Origin of the sequence: Streptomyces sp. NPDC046557 (genome assembly GCF_040645975.1) — a bacterium.
Classification (GTDB): Bacteria; Actinomycetota; Actinomycetes; order Streptomycetales; family Streptomycetaceae; genus Streptomyces.
Map to the genome: position 1 here is coordinate 205,385 of NZ_JBEYZH010000003.1, position 16,801 is coordinate 222,185.

Sequence of the window (16,801 nt, forward strand, 5' to 3'; positions counted from 1 at the left end):
CCGGACCGCGTCCCGCATTTCATTAGTTAGCCGTACTATCGGAGCCATGCGCACCCTGAGTCCCAGGCGACGCAGCCTCGTGCTGGCCATCTGCTGCATGAGCCTGTTGATCGTGAGCCTGGACACCACCGTTCTGAACGTCGCCCTGCCCTCGATGCGGCGGGAGTTCAACGCTTCGGTGGCGGGCATGCAGTGGACGATCGACGCGTACACGCTGGTCCTGGCCTCACTGCTGATGTTGGCCGGGTCCACGGGCGACCGGATCGGGCGCCGGAAGGTGTTCAGCACCGGCCTGATCGTCTTCACGGCGGGCTCGGTGCTGTGTTCGCTGGCGCCGAGTCTGGAGTGGCTGATCGCGTTCCGGATGATCCAGGCCGTGGGCGGCTCGATGCTCAACCCCGTGGCCATGTCGATCATCACCAACACGTTCACGGAACCCAAGGAGCGCGCCCGCGCCATCGGCGTCTGGGGCGGGGTCGTCGGCATCTCCATGGCCGCCGGACCGCTGATCGGCGGCCTGCTGGTCGACTCGGTCGGCTGGCGGTCCATCTTCTGGGTCAACGTGCCCGTCGGGCTGCTGGCCCTCGTTCTGACCCTGCGCTACGTCCCCGAGTCGCGGGCCGAGCACCCGCGCCGCCCGGACCCGGTCGGTCAGTCACTGGTCATGGCGCTGCTCGGATCGGTGACGTACGGGATCATCGAGGCGCCCTCGGCCGGCTGGATCTCGCCCACGGTCATCGGGTGCGCGACGCTCGCGGTGGCGGCCCTGGTGGGACTGCTCGTCTACGAGCCGAGGCGGGCGGAGCCGCTGATCGACCCGCGCTTCTTCCGCAGCGCCCCGTTCAGCGGGGCGACCGTGATCGCGGTGAGCGCCTTCGCCGCGCTCTCGGGGTTCTTGTTCCTGAACACCCTCTACCTCCAAGAGGTGCGCGGGCTGGACGCGCTGCAAGCGGGCCTCTACATGCTGCCGATGGCGGCCTTGGCCTTCCTGTGCGCGCCGGTGTCCGGGCGGCTGGTGGGCGTGGTGGGCCCGCGGGTGCCCTTGGTGATCGCCGGGGTGGCGATGGCGGCCAGCGGGCTGCTGTTCGCGGGGTTCTCGGCGGAGGCGTCGAATCCGCTGATGTTCGCCGGGTACGTGCTGTTCGGTCTCGGCTTCGGCATGGTCAACGCGCCCATCACCAACACCGCGGTGTCCGGGATGCCGCGCGCCCAGGCGGGCGTGGCGGCGGCGGTCGCGTCGACCAGCCGGCAGACCGGGGGGACGTTGGGCGTTGCGGTGATCGGCGCGGTGCTGGCGGCCGGCCTCGCCCACGGCGGCGACTTCGTCACGGCGGCGCAGCCGGCCTGGTGGATCATCACGGTGTGCGGGGTGCTGGTGCTGGCGGTGGGCGTCGCGACGACCGGCCGGTGGGCCCTGGCCACGGCGACCCGGACCGCCCGCGCGCTCGGCTAGTGCTGTGACGCCCGACCCTGCCGTGATGAGGGGCGTCTGGGGGCGCTGCGAGAGGCCGGAGAACAGCGCGAGCTCGACCCGGTCCAGCGCGGCGTTGGTCTTGCCCAGCGCGGCGGCGCCCGCGTCGGTGAGGGCGACGCGTTGGAGTTCTTCATGTTCTTTGCCTACGCCGTCGTCGCCGTCCTGCCGGCGCTCACCCTGGCCGCGTACGCCACTTTCACACTCCAGCGCAACGAGGCGGTGATGGGCTGCATGCGCAAGGTCGAGGCCCCGGAGTCCTGGCTCCCGCGACTGGCCGCCCTGAAGGCGGCCGGGACGGTCGGACTGGTCGCCGGCCTGTGGCGCGCCGCTGGGCGTGGCCACGGCGGTGGGAGTGACGCTCTACTTCGTCGGCGCCGTCGTCAGCCACCTGCGCGTCAAGGACTACGCCCTCGCCCACGGCGGCGGTCCTCGCCCTGGTCGCGGTGGCCGTGCGCTCGTGCTGCGCGCAACGGCGTAACGACCCTGACGAGTGACAGATATTGAAATCTGTCACTCGTCATGCCATTCTCGTTGCATGACGACGAACGAGAGCAACCCGACCACCGCCGCGACGACCACCGCCGCGACCACGACCCTCGGCACCACCGGCCCCGCCGTCTTCCCGCTGGGGCTGGGCTGCATGGGCATGTCCGCGCTGTACGGGGAGAGCGACCGCGTCGAGTCGATCGCGACCATCCACGCCTACCTGGAGGCCGCGCCCGACGGGACGGACACCCTGCTCGACACCGGCGACTTCTACGGCATGGGCCACAACGAGCTGCTGATCAGCGAGGCCCTGCGCACGGCACCCGCCGCGCTGCGGGAGCGGGCGCTGACCAGCGTGAAGTTCGGCGCGCTGCGGACGGTCGAGGGTGCGTTCACCGGGATAGACGGTCGGCCGGAGGCCGTGAAGAACTTCCTCGCCTACTCCCTCCAGCGGCTTGGGCGGGACCACATCGACATCTACCGACTCTCCCGTCTCGACCCGGACGTGCCGATCGAGGAGACCGTCGGCGCCATCGCCGAGGCCGTGCAGGCCGGGCACGTACGGCACATCGGGCTCTCGGAGGTCGGCGCGGACACCCTGCGCCGGGCCGCCGCGGTGGCCCCGATCGCGGACCTCCAGATCGAGTATTCGCTGATCTCGCGAGGGATCGAGGCGGAGATCCTGCCGACCGCGCGCGAGCTCGGCATAGGGATCACCGCGTACGGGGTGCTGTCCCGCGGTCTGATCAGCGGCCACTTCAGCCGCGACCGCCGGCTGGCGCCCGGCGACTTCCGCGGGATGAGCCCCCGCTTCCAGGGCGAGAACCTCGACCGGAACCTCGATCTGGTGGAGGCCCTGCGCAAGGTGGCGCAGGAGAAGGGGGTGAGCGTCGCCCAGATCGCCATAGCCTGGGTGCTGGCCCAGGGCCCGAGGCACGGTGTCGACATCGTGCCGGTGGTGGGGGCCCGGCGCCGGGACCGGCTGGAGGAGGCACTGGGCGCGCTGGAAGTGGAGCTGAGCGCCGCCGAGGTGGCCGCCGTCGAGGCGGCGATACCCGCGGGGGCGGCGGCCGGCGAGCGTTACCCGGCCGCGCAGATGGCCCACCTCGACAGCGAGCACTGAGCTGGCGGTACGGTCGTCCCATGCCCTCCGCTGCCGCCGAACCCCTGACTCCCGAGCGCATCCTCGAAACCACCGAGGAAGTGCTGCGCCGCTTCGGTCCGACCAAGGCGACCGTGGTGGACGTGGCGCGCGCCCTGGGCGTCAGCCACGGCAGCGTGTACCGGCACTTCCCGTCGAAGGCGGCGCTGCGCGAGGCCGTCACCGACCGCTGGCTCGCCAAGAGCGTCGTCCGGTTGGAGGAGATCGCCTCGGCGCCGGCCGAGCCGGCCCCCTCCAAGCTGGAGGCGTGGTTGGAGGCGCTCTTCGAAGCCAAGCGGCACAAGGCGGGCGACGACCCGGAGCTGTTCGCGACGTACACGGTGCTCCTCGCCGAGAGCAGCGAGGTGGTGGATCACCATCTGAACGAGCTGATCGGACAGTTGACCCGGATCATCTCCGAGGGTGTCGCGGACGGGACGCTGGCCGCGCGGGACGTGCCGGCCACCGCGCGCGCGGTGTTCGATGCCACCGGACGCTTCCATGACCCGCAGTACGCGGCCGACTGGCTCTCGCCCACGATCCTCGCGGAGTTCGAGGCGGTCACCTCGCTGGTCATCCGGGGCCTGCGGGCCTGAACCGGCGCCCCGACCGGCCGCCACCGACCCCGACCGGCCGCCACCGACCTCCGTGACCCCCACCGCTGGGCGGACTGGCTGATTCCGGGCCGACTTGGTGATCATGTGATCCGGGGAACCCTGTCGTGGGCCCGCACGCCTGCCCTGGGTTCCCCCCGGACAGTCATCAGGTAACTCTCAGGGGGAAGCATGTCCGTTTCGGAGCCGCAGGCCACTCGCCCGGCGCCACCCGCGCGGTCGGCCGGTGCCGCCGCGTTCGGCTGGATCCTGACCATCGGCCTCAATGTGGTCGCGCCGATCATCACGTACAACCAGCTTCACGACCACGGCTGGAGCGAGTTCGGCGCACTGCTGGTCAGCAGCGCCTGGCCGGTCCTCGACAGCGCGATCAGCCTGGCGTGGCGCCGCAAGCTCGACGAGTTCGCCGTCGTGACCTTGGTGTTCCTTGTGATCACGGCCGTCGTCTCGCTGGTCGGCGCGCACTCGGCGCGCGCGTTGCTGATCAAGGACTCCTGCGTCACCGGATTGTTCGGGCTGCTGTGCCTGGCGACCCTGCTCGCCCCGCGACCGCTGATGTTCTACTTCGGCCGCAAGTTCGCCACCGACGGCACTTCCGAGAGCACCGCCTGGTGGAACGGCCTGTGGCAGTACGAGGGCTTCCGGCGGACGTTGACCGTCATGACCACGGTCTGGGGCGTGGCGTATCTGGCCGAGGCCGGGGTTCGCATCGCGCTGACGTACGTGCTGGACACCGGCACGATGGTCACCGTCAGCCCGATCATGATCTACACGGTGCTCGGTGTGCTGGCCCTCTGGACAGCGCGCTACGGCAAGCGCTCCCAGGCGGAGGGCGAACGCCGCGCGGCGGCCGACGCGGCCGCCGCCCAGGCGGGGGCCGTCTGACCGGCAGCGGCTCGGCAGAACGACGGTGGCCCGGCGCGCACAGCGCACCGGGCCACCGCCCGTTCCGGCGGGAAGCCGAACCGGAGACCTAGCAGCCGAGCAGGCGGCTGCCGAGGTAGCTCTGGATCTGGTCCAGGGAGACGCGCTCCTGCTTCATGGTGTCGCGCTCGCGCACGGTCACCGCGTTGTCGTCCAGGGTGTCGAAGTCGACGGTCACGCAGAACGGCGTACCGACCTCGTCCTGGCGGCGGTAGCGGCGGCCGATCGCGCCCGCGTCGTCGAACTCGATGTTCCAGTTCTTGCGCAGGTCGGCGGCGAGACCCTTGGCCTTCGGCGAGAGCTGCGCGTTGCGGGACAGCGGCAGGACGGCGACCTTGATCGGCGCGAGGCGCGGGTCGAGGCGCATGACGGTGCGCTTCTCCATGACGCCCTTGGCGTTGGGGGCCTCGTCCTCGTTGTACGCGTCGAGCATGAAGGCGAGCATGGCGCGGTTGACACCGGCCGCCGGCTCGATGACGTACGGGGTGTAGCGCTCGCCGGCCTCCTGGTCGAAGTACGACAGGTCCTGGCCGGAGGCGGCGGAGTGGGCCTTGAGGTCGTAGTCCGTGCGGTTGGCGACGCCCTCCAGCTCGGAGAACTCATTGCCGCCGAAGTTGAAGCGGTACTCGATGTCGGCGGTGCGCTTCGAGTAATGGGACAGCTTCTCCTTCGGGTGCTCGTACCAGCGGATGTTCTCCTCGCGGATGCCGAGGTCGCGGTACCAGTTCCACCGCTCGGCCATCCAGTACTCCTGCCACTGCTCGTCCTCGCCCGGCTTGACGAAGAACTCCATCTCCATCTGCTCGAACTCGCGGGTGCGGAAGATGAAGTTGCCGGGGGTGATCTCGTTGCGGAAGGACTTGCCCATCTGCGCGATGCCGAAGGGGGGCTTCTTGCGCGAGGTGGTCTGCACCGTGGCGAAGTTGGTGAAGATGCCCTGGGCGGTCTCGGGCCGCAGGTACGCCTTGGAGCCGGTGTCCTGGGTCGGGCCGAGGTGGGTCTCCAGCATGCCGGAGAACTGCTTCGGCTCGGTGAACTGGCCCTTCACACCACAGTGCGGGCAGTTGATGTCGGCAAGGCCGTTGACCGGCGGGCGGCCGTGCTTGGCCTCGTACGCCTCTTCCAGGTGGTCCGCGCGGTGACGCTTGTGACAGGCGGTGCACTCGGTCAGCGGGTCGGAGAAGGTCGCGACGTGACCGGAAGCCTGCCAGACCTCGGGGGCGAGGATGACGGAAGAGTCGAGGCCGACGATGTCCTCACGCCCGGTGACCATGGCCTTCCACCACTGGCGCTTGATGTTTTCCTTCAGCTCGACACCGAGCGGACCGTAGTCCCAGGCAGCCCTGGAGCCGCCGTAGATCTCACTGCACGGGAAAACGAAGCCACGGCGCTTGCTCAGGCTGACGATGGTTTCGATCTTGTCGGCGGCCACGGTGCTCTCTTCATTACGAGGACGAACGGCGAAGCCTTTAGGTTACCGGCGCCCGCACCCCCCGTTTCAAATCGGGACCCCCTGCAACGGCCTTCCACAGCCCGCCCACCAGGGTTTTTGACAATCGTTTCCATCTTTGATGAAAATGGATGTCATGAACGTACGACGCCTCATACCGACCGCCGCCCTCACCGGGGCCGTGGCCCTCGCCGCGACGGCCCTCACCGCTTGTTCCGGCGCGGCGGCCGAGGGTGGCGACAAGAACGGCAAACTCGATGTGATGGCGTCGTTCTACCCGCTGCAGTACCTCGCCGAACAGATCGGCAAGGACCACGTGAAGGTCGACACCCTGACCAAGCCGGGCGTCGAACCGCACGACCTGGAGATCACCCCGAAGCAGACCGCCCGGCTCGGTGAATCCGACGTGGTGCTCTACCTCAAGACCCTCCAGCCCGCCGTCGACAAAGCGGTGGCCCAGGCCGGTGTGAAGAACACCGTCGACGCCGCCACCCTCACCAAGCTGGAGAAGCACGCCACCTCCGGCCACGACGACCACGCGACCGAGGGCGAGGGCCACGGCGAGGCCGGCGCGGACCCCCACGTCTGGCTCGACCCGAACAAGTACGCCGAGATCGCCAAGGGCGTCGGCGCAGCGCTGCGGAAGGCCGATCCCGCCCACGCGGCCGACTACGCGAGCAACACCGACGACCTGGTGGCCAGACTGGGCGCGCTGGACACCGAGTACAAGAACGGCCTGGGCGACACGGCCTCCAAGACCTTCATCACCACCCACGCCGCCTTCGGCTATCTCGCCGAGCGCTACGGTCTCGACCAGGAGGGCATCTCCGGCGTCGACCCCGAGTCCGAACCCAGCCCGGCCCGGATGAAGGACCTCCAGGCGATCGCGAAGAAGGACAACGTGTCCACCGTCTTCTTCGAGACCCTCGCCAGCGACAAGACGGCCAAGACCCTCGCCGCCGACACCGGCCTGAAGACCGACGTCCTCGATCCCCTCGAAGGAATCACCACCGCCTCGCAGGGCGCTGACTACTTCGAGGTCATGCGGTCCAACCTCAAGAACCTGCAGAAGGCACTCGGCACCAAGTGATGACAGCGGTAGCAGCAACGGAGGCGCGCGCCATGGAGTCCGACACGTCCGCATCGGCGGCCGAGCAACCCGTCATATCCCTGCGCGGGGCCACCGCCTCGCTCGGCTCGCGCCCCGTGTTGCGCGGGGTCGACCTCACCGTCCGGCGCGGCGAGGTCGTCGCCCTCCTCGGCGCCAACGGCTCGGGCAAGTCCACGGCCGTCCGCGCCGTCGTCGGGCAGGTCCCCCTCACCGAGGGCCGGCTCTCTCTCTTCGGCACCGACTTCAAGCGCTTCCGGCAGTGGTCGCGGATCGGCTACGTGCCCCAGCGCACCACCGCCGCCGCGGGCGTGCCCGCCACCGTTCGGGAGGTCGTCTCCTCCGGCCGGCTGGCCCGTACCCGCTTCGGCGTCCTGCGCAAGGCCGACCGGATCGCCGTGGAGCGCGCCCTGGACCTCGTCGACATGGGCACGTACGCGGACGCCTCCGTCAACGCCCTCTCCGGCGGGCAGCACCAGCGCGTGCTCATCGCCCGGGCGCTCGCCGTCGAGCCCGAACTGTTGATCATGGACGAGCCGATGGCGGGCGTGGACCTGGCCAATCAGGAGGTCCTCGCCAAGGCCGTACGCCGCCAGGTGGCCGCCGGCGTGACCGTCCTGCTCGTCCTGCACGAGCTGGGCGCCCTGGAGCCGCTGATCGACCGGGCCGTCGTCCTGCGCGACGGCTGCGTGGTGCACGACGGCCCGCCCCCGGAGGCCGTCGGTCAGCACGCCCTGCCCGGCCACGACCACGTACACCCCCACGCGGCGCACGACGCCGAGCCCCTGCGGACGGGACTGCTGAGCTGATGGACCTCCTCGACTCCCCCTTCATGGTGCGGGCCCTGATCGCCGCCGGGCTGGTCGGCCTGACGGCGCCCGCCATCGGCACGTACCTCGTCCAGCGCCGGCAGGCCGTCATGGGCGACGGTCTCGGCCATGTCGCCATGACCGGTGTCGCACTCGGCTTCCTGCTCAGGTCCAGCCCGGTGTGGACGGCCACCCTGGTCGCGATCGTCGGCGCCATCGGAATGGAGATCATCCGCTCCCGAGGCAGGACCAGCGGCGATGTCGCGCTCGCGATGCTCTTCTACGGTGGCCTGGCCGGAGGAGTCATGATCATCAACCTGGCTCCGGGCGGCTCCACGACCAACCTGCTCAGCGCCATGTTCGGCTCCATCACCACGGTCGCGCCCGAGGACGTCATCGCGATGGTGATCCTCGCCGCGTTCGTCCTCGCCGTCACCGTCGGCCTGCGCCGCCAGCTCTTCGCGGTCTGCCAGGACGAGGAGTTCGCCCGGGTCACCGGTCTGCCGGTGCGCGCGCTGAACCTGCTGATCGCGGTCACCGCGGCCGTCACCGTCACCGTCGCCATGCGCATCGTCGGCCTGCTGCTGGTCAGCGCCATGATGGTGATCCCGGTCGCGGCCGCGCAGCGGATCACCCGTGGCTTCGCCGCCACGCTGGGCCTGGCGATGGCGATCAGCCTCACCGTCGCGCTGACCGGCTCGGCCGCCACTTACTACATCGACGTGCCCTCGGGCTCCACGATCGTGCTGCTGGCCATCGGCGTCTTCATGGTGACGACCGCCCTGTCCGCCCCGCTGGCCCGGCGTCGCGCCAAGGCCGCCCGGGCCGCCGAAGCGGTCTGCACGCGCGACGATGTGAAGGTCTAGAAGGGTCGGCCGCCTGGCACAATGGGCCGAGGCCGACACGAGGAGGAACCGGTGGCGACTGCGCCTGGCGAGACCGCGCCAGTACGAGGACGATCCACCCGGCAGCGTGCCGCCGTGGCGGCGGCGCTGGACGAGGTGGACGAGTTCCGCAGCGCCCAGGAGCTGCACGACATGCTCAAGCACCGCGGCGACTCCGTGGGCCTGACCACCGTCTACCGCACCCTCCAGTCCCTCGCCGACGCGGGCGAGGTCGACGTACTGCGCACCAGCGACGGCGAATCCGTCTACCGGCGCTGCTCCACGGGCGACCACCACCATCACCTGGTGTGCCGCAAGTGCGGCAAGGCGGTCGAGGTCGAGGGCCCGGCAGTGGAGAAGTGGGCGGAGGCGATCGCGGCCGAGCACGGCTATGTGAACGTCGCCCACACGGTGGAGATCTTCGGCACCTGCGCGGACTGCGCGGCGGCGGGCTAGGCCCGCCGCAGGTTCCGGTCGAGGATCGCCCGGAGCCGGTCGATGTCGGCCGGGTCCTGGGCACCCCGCTTGGGCAGGACGGTGAAGGCGACGGCGCGTTTGTCGTCGCTGAGCAGGACGAACAGGCCATCCGTCTCCGCGTACGTCGGATGCGCGGCCCAGCCGACACGGGTCTCGGTGACCTCCGTCGCCACACGGACCCCGCAATCGTCGATGACGGCCCGCGTCTCCCCCGCCCTCTCCAGCAGCCCGCCGAAGGCACGGGCGGTGAGCCGGGGGCCGAACAGCGTGATCACCCACAGCGTCAGCCCGGCCGCGAGGAAGCCCACCGCGCCGGGGAGGTGGCCGCCCTGCCTGATCAGCAGGACGGCGGAGAGCACCGCCAACGTCCCCATCGTCGGGAACATCCATCGGCTGAGGCGTCCCGACGTGGTACGGGTATTCCGGGCCCGCAGTGCCTCCGCGACGTCCGCCGTGGTGGCCCGGAAGACGAGCTCGACCGCCTGATCTGCTGCTATGTCCATGACAGCGAACCCTACGGCCGGCGCGTCCGTGCGGAGGCCGGGGCCCCCGCACGGGGGCGCGGGCGGGGCCGGCCGGGTCGGCGGGGCGATTCGGGGTGAGCGGGGCGTGTTCGGGGTCAGCGGGGCGTGTTCGGGGCCGGCTGGTTCGGTACCGCGCCGCCGAAGCGGCGGTCGCGCTGGGCGTACTCCAGGCAGGCCCGCCACAGGTCGCGGCGGTCGAAGTCCGGCCACAGCACGTCCTGGAAGACCATTTCGGCGTAAGCGCTCTGCCAGATCAGGTAGTTGGAGGTGCGCTGCTCGCCGCTCGGCCGCAGGAACAGGTCAACGTCCGGCATGTCCGGGTAGTAGATGTACTTCGCGAAGGTCTTCTCGTTGACCTTCGAGGGGTCCAGCTTGCCCGCGGCCACGTCCCGGGCGATGGCCTGCGCCGCGTCCGCGATCTCGGCGCGGCCGCCGTAGTTGACGCAGAAGTACAGGGTCATCGCGTCGTTGTCGACGGTCTGCTCCTGCGCGATCTGGAGTTCCTGGACGACCGACTTCCACATCTTGGGCATCCGGCCGACCCAACGGATGCGGATGCCCAGTTCGTTCATCTCGTCACGTCGGCGCCGGATGACGTCCCGGTTGAAGTTCATCAGGAAGCGGACCTCGTCGGGCGAGCGCTTCCAGTTCTCCGTCGAGAAGGCGTACAGGGACAGGTTCTTGACGCCCATCTCCAGGCATCCCTTGAGCACGTCGAGCACGACGCCCTCGCCCACCTTGTGGCCCTCGGTGCGCGGCAGCCCGCGCTCCTTGGCCCAGCGGCCGTTGCCGTCCATGACGATCGCGACGTGGTTCGGGACCAGCTCGCCGGGGATCTTCGGCGGACGTTCACCGGACGGGTGCGGCTCGGGAACCTTGTACTCGCGGCGAGAGCGTCCCAGAATCCCGCGTCGTGCCATGTGCCCAGCTCCTATTTCTCGACGTATCGCAGGGAGCGTAGCCCGCGCTCCAGATGCCAGTGCAAATAGGCCGAGACCAGCCCGCTGCCCTCCCGCACGTGACGCGCCTCGCAGGCGTCCGCGTGACCCCAGTCGCCCGTCAGCAGCGCGCTGAGCAGAGCGATGGCCTCCGACGAGGGTACGACGCTGCCCGGGACCCGACAGTCCCCGCATATGACCCCGCCCGCGGCGACGGAGAAGTGTCGGTTGGGTCCGTGGATGCCGCACTTCGCGCAGTCCTCGAAGCTCGGCGCGTAGCCGTTGACGGCCAGCGAGCGCAGCAGGAAGGCGTCGAGGATGAGGTGCGGATCGTGTTCGCCGCGCGAGAGCGTGCGCAGGGCGCCGATGAGCAGCAGGTACTGCTGGACGGCCGGTTCGCCCTCGTTCTCGGTGAAGCGCTCGGCGGTCTCCAGCATCGCGGTGCCGGCGGTGTAGCGGGCGTAGTCGGTGACGATGCCGTTGCCGTACGGGGCGATGATCTCGGTCTGGGTGCACAGCGGCAGGCTGCGGCCGACCAGATCGCTGCCTCGTGCGAAGAACTGCACGTCGGCGTGGGAGAAAGGTTCCAGCCGGGCGCCGAACTTGGACTTCGTACGCCGCACACCGCGCGCGACGGCCCGGACCCGGCCGTGGCCTCGGGTGAGGAGCGTGATGATGCGGTCCGCCTCACCCAGCTTCTGGGTGCGCAGCACTATGCCGTCGTCGCGGAACAGACTCATGGGTCCATTGTCCCCTGTGCGGGGACCCGATCGGGGCCGTCGGGTAGGACGGTGAGGGCCTCCTCCGGGGGGAAGAGGAGGCCCTCGGTCTTCGGGAGGGTCAGGAGGCGGGGGCGGCCGCCTCGTCCGCCGGGTCCGGGGCGGCGACGGCCCGTACCGGCTTCCTCTCCTCGGCCACCACGGGCTCGGCCGCGGGGCGGCCCTTGGGCTGCGCGTCCGCTGTCGCTGCCGCCGGCACGCCGGCCGCGTCGCCGGCTTTGCCATCGGCATCCGCAGCGGCATCGGCATGGGCATCGGCATCCGCGTCGGCCCGCGGGACGGTTTCCGTGTCGGCCGCCGGGCCGGTTACCGCGTCGACCGCGGTGTCCGCTCCGTCCGGTGCGGCCTGGGCCGGCAGGGCGAGGTGCGGGGCGTTGTGCGGGTCGCCCTTGGCCAGTCCGTTGAAAAGCAGGTTCAGGACGATGGCCGCCGTGGCACCGAGGGTGACACCGCTGTTGAGCAGCGAGGACAGGTCGGCGCTCAGGTGCTTGTCGAAGTAGGCCGGGATGGTGGCGGGGAAGAGTGCGAAGGCCAGGGAGACACCGACGATGAGCGCGTTCTTCTCCTCGCGGAGCTCCACCTTCCCCAGGGTCTGGATACCGGCCAGCGCGACCATGCCGAACATGACGGTGGCGGCGCCGCCCAGTACCCCGGGCGGGATCGCCGCGACGACGGCGGCCGCCTTCGGCAGCAGACCGAGGACGATCATGATGACGCCGGCGGCGACCACCACGAACCGGCTCTTGACCTTGGTGACCCGGACCAGGCCGACGTTCTCGGCGAAGGCAACGTACGGGAACGAGTTGAGCAGGCCGCCGATGGCGGTGGCGGCGCCGTCGGCCCGCAGGGCGCGGGCCACGGTCTCGCTGTCGATGTCCTTGCCGACGATCTCGCCGATGGCGTAGGTGTCACCGGTGGTCTCCACCATGGTGATCAGCATGACGATCAGCATGAGGAAGATCGGGAACCACTCGAACTTGGGGGCGCCGAAGTGGAAGGGGGTGGTCACCCCGACCCAGTCGGAGGTCTTGACCGCGTCGAGCTTCGCGTCGCCGAGGACGAACGCGACCACGGTGCCGGCGACGAGGCCGAGCAGGACCGCGATGCTGGAGAGGAAGGGCCGGCGCAGCCGCATGACCACCAGGACGAAGAGCATCGTGCCGACGGCGTAGGCCAGTTGCCGGGGATCGCCGCCGTCGCCGACCAGCGGTGCGCCGCCGACGGCGTCCTTGAGGGCGACCGGGAGCAAGACGATGCCGAGGATGGTGATGACCGTGCCGGTGACGACCGGCGGGAAGAGCGACATCACCACGCGGAAGACCCTGGCGGGCATCCAGGCGAAGGCGAACGTGGCGAGTCCGGCCGTGATGACCGCGCCGTAGATGACCAGCAGGGCGGCCGTCCCGCCGCCCGCGCCGAGACCTATGGCGATCATCGGGGAGACGGCGGTGAAGGTGACGCCCTGGATGATCGGCAGCCGGGCGCCGACCCGGCCGATGCCCCACGCCTGGATGATCGAGGCGATGCCGCAGGTGAAGAGGTCCGCGTTGATCAGGTAGATGAGGTCGTGCGGGCTCAGCTTGAGCGCGCTGCCGACGAGGATCGGAACGATCACGGCGCCGGCGTAGAAGGCGAGTACGTGCTGGAAGCCGTACAGCGCGAGCTTGGGGAGGGGGAGCACCTCGTCGACCGGGTGGTGTGAGCTCTGCTCTCCGTCAACGGAAAGCCGGGCGGCGACACGTGCCATCTCTGCCTTGCCCTTCAAGGTAGGTAAGTGAGAGGAGTCTGGTTGTCCCCGACCGGAGTGGTCTCCCCCAGCGCGTGCTGGGCTCCGTTGATCCGGTGGGGTTTCAGTGAAGTTCACGTGAATCGAAGCCCCGCTGTGTTACCGGCGGCGTCTCGTCGTGTGACCGGAATTGAACGCCTGTGGAAGGGCTCACAGGTATCGTCGACTTCTACAAAGTGTTGACCCTCTGGGGCGCCCGATTTGGATGTTCCGCCACTGGCGCGAGGTCGGTCGGCGGGCGTAAGAACCACGGCGCGCGCCACACCCGGCGTCGCCCGGGCCCGGCCGCCACAACCGCCCCACAACGACCTGACCTGCGGCGCGAGGCTGCGCAGGCGTCATGAGGCCGCCGTCGTGCGCGCGTTCGAGGCCGTCCGAGGGGTGGACACACCGCTTCGAACGGTAAGGCCCCTCCATCGATGACACGGATGACGGAGGGGCCGGGTTCGGCCTGACGTGGCCGGATCGTTACGGGGCGCGGACCGCCGACAGCAGCCCGGTGACCTCGTCGGCGCCCATGCGCAGCGCCGCACCCACGGTGGCCAGCACCTCCCGCTCGGCCGGGATGTACGGTCCGTCGGCGAGGGCGATCCGGGCGCCCTGGAGCAGCAGCGAGGCGCGCCCCGGTCCGGCCAGGTGCGGCGCGAGGGGTTCCAGCGCCTCGTGGAGCTCTATCGAGAGCGCGGCCCCGCAACACTCCGGCCCGTCATACAGGCCCAGCCGCCCCTCGTCGGTCGCCAGGGCGTCCACGAGGGCCTCCAACTGCTCCTCGGTGCAGTCCTGGAACCCGGCGCCGCGTACGGCCGACACGGCCGCCTCCAGGGCGCTGCGGGAGGCGGTGCCGCCGGCGGCGAGGACGGCCAGCGTCACGGTGTGCACGGCGTCGCGCAGCATCGCCGAGAAGCGGGTGGTGGTCAGGTGGTCCAGCACGTCGGTGTCGAAGCGCTCCTTGCACGCCTGGCACTCGACCACCGGCCCGGCGGACCCGCGCGGCAGCAGCGGCACTCCGAGGACCGCGAAGCGGCGGCGGCCGGTGCGCCGGCGGTAGTTGCGGTCACCACCGCAGCCGGGGCAGAAGAACTCCCCGTCGGCCACGGTGCTCCAGGTGGTACGGATGCCCCATACGGTCGGCTTCCGGCCGTCCCCACCCCGAACTGGCAGCACGTCGCACCTCCGTATACGGACCCCGCGCACCATCGCCGGGTGGGCGTGATGTTAGCCACATCCGTGAGTGTGTGTCAGTCGTGTGACGAGACAACCTCGCTCCGGAACCGGAGTTGGCCGATCTGCGCCCCCGCCGCGACGCGCGCCGGGGGCGCGGCGGAGCCCGGGAAAAGCGGAACCCCGCGCCTCCCTCTGCGGAGGCGCGGGGTTCGCCGTACGGGGCCGGTGCGGCCGGGCGGGGACCGGTGGGATCAGCGGCCCGCGCGGTTGACGGCCGAGATGACGGCCTTCAGCGAGGCGCGGGTGGTGTTGGCGTCGATGCCGATGCCCCACAGGACGCGGCCGTCGATCGCGCACTCGATGTACGACGCGGCCACGGCGGAGGCGCCCTCGCTCATCGTGTGCTCGGTGTAGTCCAGCAGGCGGGCGTCGACGCCGATGCCGGCCAGCGCGTCGAAGAAGGCCGAGATCGGACCGTTGCCGGTGCCGGTCAGGACGGTCTCGACGCCGTCGACCACCGCCTCGACGGTCAGCGTGTCGGTGCCGTCCTTGTCGGTGGCCGTCGAGCCCGAGCGCAGCTGGATGCGACCCCAGGGGTTCTCGGGGTTGGGCAGGTACTCGTCCCGGAACGCGGCCCAGATCGCCTTCGGCGTGACCTCGCCGCCCTCGGCGTCGGTCTTGGCCTGGATGATCCGGGAGAACTCGATCTGCATGCGGCGCGGCAGGTCCAGCTTGTGGTCGTTCTTCAGGACGTACGCGATGCCGCCCTTGCCGGACTGCGAGTTGACGCGGATGACGGCCTCGTAGGAGCGGCCGACGTCCTTCGGGTCGATCGGCAGGTAGGGCACGGCCCACTCGATCTCGTCCACGGTCTTGCCCTGGGCGGCCGCGTCGGCCTCCATGGCGTCGAAGCCCTTCTTGATGGCGTCCTGGTGGGAGCCGGAGAAGGCGGTGTAGACCAGGTCGCCCGCGTAGGGGTGGCGCGGGTGGACCTCCATCTGGTTGCAGTACTCGCTGGTGCGGCGGATCTCGTCGATCTGTGAGAAGTCGATCTGCGGGTCGATGCCCTGCGAGAACAGGTTCATGCCCAGCGTGATCAGGTCGACGTTGCCGGTGCGCTCGCCCTGCCCGAACAGGCAGCCCTCGATTCGGTCGGCGCCGGCCATCAGGGCCAGTTCGGCGGCGGCCACGGCGGTGCCGCGGTCGTTGTGGGGGTGCACGGAGATGCAGATGTGCTCGCGACGGGTCAGGTTGCGGGCCATCCACTCGAAGCGGTCCGCGTGGGTGGAAGGCGTCGAGCGCTCCACCGTGGCGGGCAGGTTCAGGATGATCTCGCGGCCCTCGCCGGGCTGCCACACGTCGCAGACGGCCTCGCAGACCTCCAGGGCGAAGTCCAGCTCGGTGTCGGTGAAGATCTCGGGGCTGTACTGGTAGCCGAAGGTGGTCTCCGGGCCCAGCAGCTTGTCGGCGTACTCCATGACCAGGCGGGTGCCGTCGACGGCGATCTGCTTGATCTGCTCCTTGGAGCCGCGGAAGACGACCCGGCGGAAGGTCGGGGCGGTCGCGTTGTAGAGGTGCACGGTGGCGCGCTTGGCGCCGACCAGCGATTCCACGGTCCGCTCGATCAGGTCCTCGCGGGCCTGCGTCAGTACGGAGATGGTGACGTCGTCCGGGATCGCGCCCTCTTCGATGATGGAGCGGACGAAGGCGAAGTCCGTCTCCCCGGAGGAGGGGAAGCCGACCTCGATCTCCTTGTAGCCCATGCGCACCAGCAGGTCGAACATCTCGCGCTTGCGGGCGGGGGTCATCGGGTCGATCAGCGACTGGTTGCCGTCGCGCAGGTCGGTGGACAGCCAACGGGGGGCCTTGGTGACGCGGGCGTTCGGCCAGGTGCGGTCCGGGATTTCCACCTGCTCGTAGAAGCCGTACTTGTGGATCGGCATCCCGGAGGGCTTCTGCGTGTGGGTCGCGTTCGTGATGGGCGTGGGGCGACCTGCGAAAGTGTGCTGACTCATGGCGTGGGGCTCCTCGCGTGTCCGCGTGTAGTTCGCTGGGACGGCCGACGGCGGTCGTAAATCCGCAACACCGAACTCCGCGGGGAGGGGGCCGGCCTACGACTACAGACCCTCGCCGCGGCAGCTAAGGAGAAGCAGCCCGAAACGCATGATGGGCCGAGCCTAGCGGAGCCGCGCCGTAACGCGAGGACCTGTTTCAGTATGCAAGACCTGCTGGTCCGTTTTGTA

General features: G+C 70.1%; 16 protein-coding genes and 1 pseudogene. 10 read left to right on the top strand and 7 right to left on the bottom strand.

What is annotated here, in order from left to right:
- Positions 1-46: 46 nt before the first annotated feature.
- The 6 genes and pseudogenes from ABZ934_RS09735 (at position 47) to ABZ934_RS09760 (ending at position 4,600) form a co-directional block, all read left to right on the top strand.
- A complete protein-coding gene (locus ABZ934_RS09735; RefSeq protein ID WP_361310766.1) occupies positions 47-1,453 on the top strand; it encodes an MFS transporter in 1,407 nt (468 codons plus the stop codon).
- Between the two features lie 153 nt (positions 1,454-1,606).
- A pseudogene (locus ABZ934_RS09740) lies at positions 1,607-1,723 on the top strand (DoxX family protein); the annotation flags it as partial.
- A gap of 85 nt (positions 1,724-1,808) precedes the next feature.
- A complete protein-coding gene (locus ABZ934_RS09745; RefSeq protein WP_361310768.1) occupies positions 1,809-1,952 on the top strand; it encodes a hypothetical protein in 144 nt (47 codons plus the stop codon).
- 57 nt (positions 1,953-2,009) lie between these two features.
- Positions 2,010-3,083 (top strand): aldo/keto reductase, encoded by a 1,074-nt coding sequence (locus ABZ934_RS09750; protein WP_361310770.1) that lies wholly within the window; start codon positions 2,010-2,012, stop codon positions 3,081-3,083.
- Between the two features lie 20 nt (positions 3,084-3,103).
- Complete coding sequence (locus tag ABZ934_RS09755; protein WP_361310772.1) at positions 3,104-3,697, top strand: TetR family transcriptional regulator; 594 nt, start codon at positions 3,104-3,106, stop codon at positions 3,695-3,697.
- A gap of 189 nt (positions 3,698-3,886) precedes the next feature.
- Positions 3,887-4,600: a VC0807 family protein gene (locus ABZ934_RS09760; protein ID WP_361310775.1), complete on the top strand. Its 714-nt coding sequence runs from the start codon at positions 3,887-3,889 to the stop codon at positions 4,598-4,600.
- Positions 4,601-4,688: 88 nt separating this feature from the next.
- Here the strand turns inward: ABZ934_RS09760 and ABZ934_RS09765 are convergent, their stop codons facing one another.
- Positions 4,689-6,071, bottom strand: a complete 1,383-nt coding sequence (locus tag ABZ934_RS09765) for a glycine--tRNA ligase (protein WP_361310778.1) — start codon at positions 6,069-6,071, stop codon at positions 4,689-4,691.
- Between the two features lie 154 nt (positions 6,072-6,225).
- Between ABZ934_RS09765 and ABZ934_RS09770 the strand changes: the two genes are divergently transcribed.
- From ABZ934_RS09770 to ABZ934_RS09785, 4 genes are read left to right on the top strand one after another with little or no spacing between them, the layout of a single operon-like run.
- Entirely contained in the window at positions 6,226-7,179 is a 954-nt protein-coding gene (locus ABZ934_RS09770; RefSeq protein ID WP_361310781.1) for a zinc ABC transporter substrate-binding protein, read from the top strand.
- A 32-nt stretch (positions 7,180-7,211) separates the two neighbouring features.
- Positions 7,212-8,006, top strand: coding sequence for a metal ABC transporter ATP-binding protein (locus tag ABZ934_RS09775; RefSeq protein WP_361310783.1), 795 nt, complete (start codon positions 7,212-7,214; stop codon positions 8,004-8,006).
- On the top strand, positions 8,006-8,872 hold the full coding sequence (locus ABZ934_RS09780; protein ID WP_361310786.1) for a metal ABC transporter permease: 867 nt from the start codon (positions 8,006-8,008) through the stop codon (positions 8,870-8,872). The genes ABZ934_RS09775 and ABZ934_RS09780 overlap by 1 nt, the downstream gene beginning before the upstream one ends.
- Before the next feature lie 51 nt (positions 8,873-8,923).
- On the top strand, positions 8,924-9,346 hold the full coding sequence (locus ABZ934_RS09785; RefSeq protein WP_361310789.1) for a transcriptional repressor: 423 nt from the start codon (positions 8,924-8,926) through the stop codon (positions 9,344-9,346).
- On the opposite strand, the gene ABZ934_RS09790 is transcribed toward ABZ934_RS09785, so the two are convergent.
- The 6 genes from ABZ934_RS09790 to leuA all read right to left on the bottom strand — a co-directional run bounded on the left by ABZ934_RS09790 (position 9,343) and on the right by leuA (position 16,573).
- Complete coding sequence (locus ABZ934_RS09790; RefSeq protein WP_361310792.1) at positions 9,343-9,870, bottom strand: hypothetical protein; 528 nt, start codon at positions 9,868-9,870, stop codon at positions 9,343-9,345. The genes ABZ934_RS09785 and ABZ934_RS09790 overlap by 4 nt on opposite strands.
- A gap of 116 nt (positions 9,871-9,986) precedes the next feature.
- Positions 9,987-10,811: an isoprenyl transferase gene (locus tag ABZ934_RS09795; protein ID WP_361310793.1), complete on the bottom strand. Its 825-nt coding sequence runs from the start codon at positions 10,809-10,811 to the stop codon at positions 9,987-9,989.
- A gap of 11 nt (positions 10,812-10,822) precedes the next feature.
- Positions 10,823-11,569 (bottom strand): DNA repair protein RecO, encoded by a 747-nt coding sequence (recO, locus tag ABZ934_RS09800; RefSeq protein WP_136215648.1) that lies wholly within the window; start codon positions 11,567-11,569, stop codon positions 10,823-10,825.
- Between the two features lie 100 nt (positions 11,570-11,669).
- Positions 11,670-13,355 carry a nucleobase:cation symporter-2 family protein gene (locus tag ABZ934_RS09805; RefSeq protein ID WP_361310797.1) on the bottom strand — a complete coding sequence of 562 codons (1,686 nt, stop codon included), beginning with the start codon at positions 13,353-13,355 and terminating at the stop codon, positions 11,670-11,672.
- Between the two features lie 507 nt (positions 13,356-13,862).
- Positions 13,863-14,558, bottom strand: coding sequence for a TerB family tellurite resistance protein (locus ABZ934_RS09810; protein WP_361310799.1), 696 nt, complete (start codon positions 14,556-14,558; stop codon positions 13,863-13,865).
- A gap of 251 nt (positions 14,559-14,809) precedes the next feature.
- Positions 14,810-16,573 (bottom strand): 2-isopropylmalate synthase, encoded by a 1,764-nt coding sequence (gene leuA, locus ABZ934_RS09815; protein ID WP_361310801.1) that lies wholly within the window; start codon positions 16,571-16,573, stop codon positions 14,810-14,812.
- Positions 16,574-16,801: the final 228 nt, after the last annotated feature.

Bases quoted from the DNA above. Each gene is read 5' to 3' on its own strand.
- ABZ934_RS09735 (WP_361310766.1), top strand. From the start codon at position 47: ATGCGCACCCTGAGTCCCAGGCGACGCAGCCTCGTGCTGGCCATCTGC.
- ABZ934_RS09750 (WP_361310770.1), top strand. From the start codon at position 2,010: ATGACGACGAACGAGAGCAACCCGACCACCGCCGCGACGACCACCGCC.
- ABZ934_RS09755 (WP_361310772.1), top strand. From the start codon at position 3,104: ATGCCCTCCGCTGCCGCCGAACCCCTGACTCCCGAGCGCATCCTCGAA.
- ABZ934_RS09760 (WP_361310775.1), top strand. From the start codon at position 3,887: ATGTCCGTTTCGGAGCCGCAGGCCACTCGCCCGGCGCCACCCGCGCGG.
- ABZ934_RS09770 (WP_361310781.1), top strand. From the start codon at position 6,226: ATGAACGTACGACGCCTCATACCGACCGCCGCCCTCACCGGGGCCGTG.
- ABZ934_RS09775 (WP_361310783.1), top strand. From the start codon at position 7,212: ATGGAGTCCGACACGTCCGCATCGGCGGCCGAGCAACCCGTCATATCC.
- ABZ934_RS09780 (WP_361310786.1), top strand. From the start codon at position 8,006: ATGGACCTCCTCGACTCCCCCTTCATGGTGCGGGCCCTGATCGCCGCC.
- ABZ934_RS09790 (WP_361310792.1), bottom strand. From the start codon at position 9,870: ATGGACATAGCAGCAGATCAGGCGGTCGAGCTCGTCTTCCGGGCCACC.
- ABZ934_RS09795 (WP_361310793.1), bottom strand. From the start codon at position 10,811: ATGGCACGACGCGGGATTCTGGGACGCTCTCGCCGCGAGTACAAGGTT.
- recO (WP_136215648.1), bottom strand. From the start codon at position 11,569: ATGAGTCTGTTCCGCGACGACGGCATAGTGCTGCGCACCCAGAAGCTG.
- ABZ934_RS09805 (WP_361310797.1), bottom strand. From the start codon at position 13,355: ATGGCACGTGTCGCCGCCCGGCTTTCCGTTGACGGAGAGCAGAGCTCA.
- leuA (WP_361310801.1), bottom strand. From the start codon at position 16,573: ATGAGTCAGCACACTTTCGCAGGTCGCCCCACGCCCATCACGAACGCG.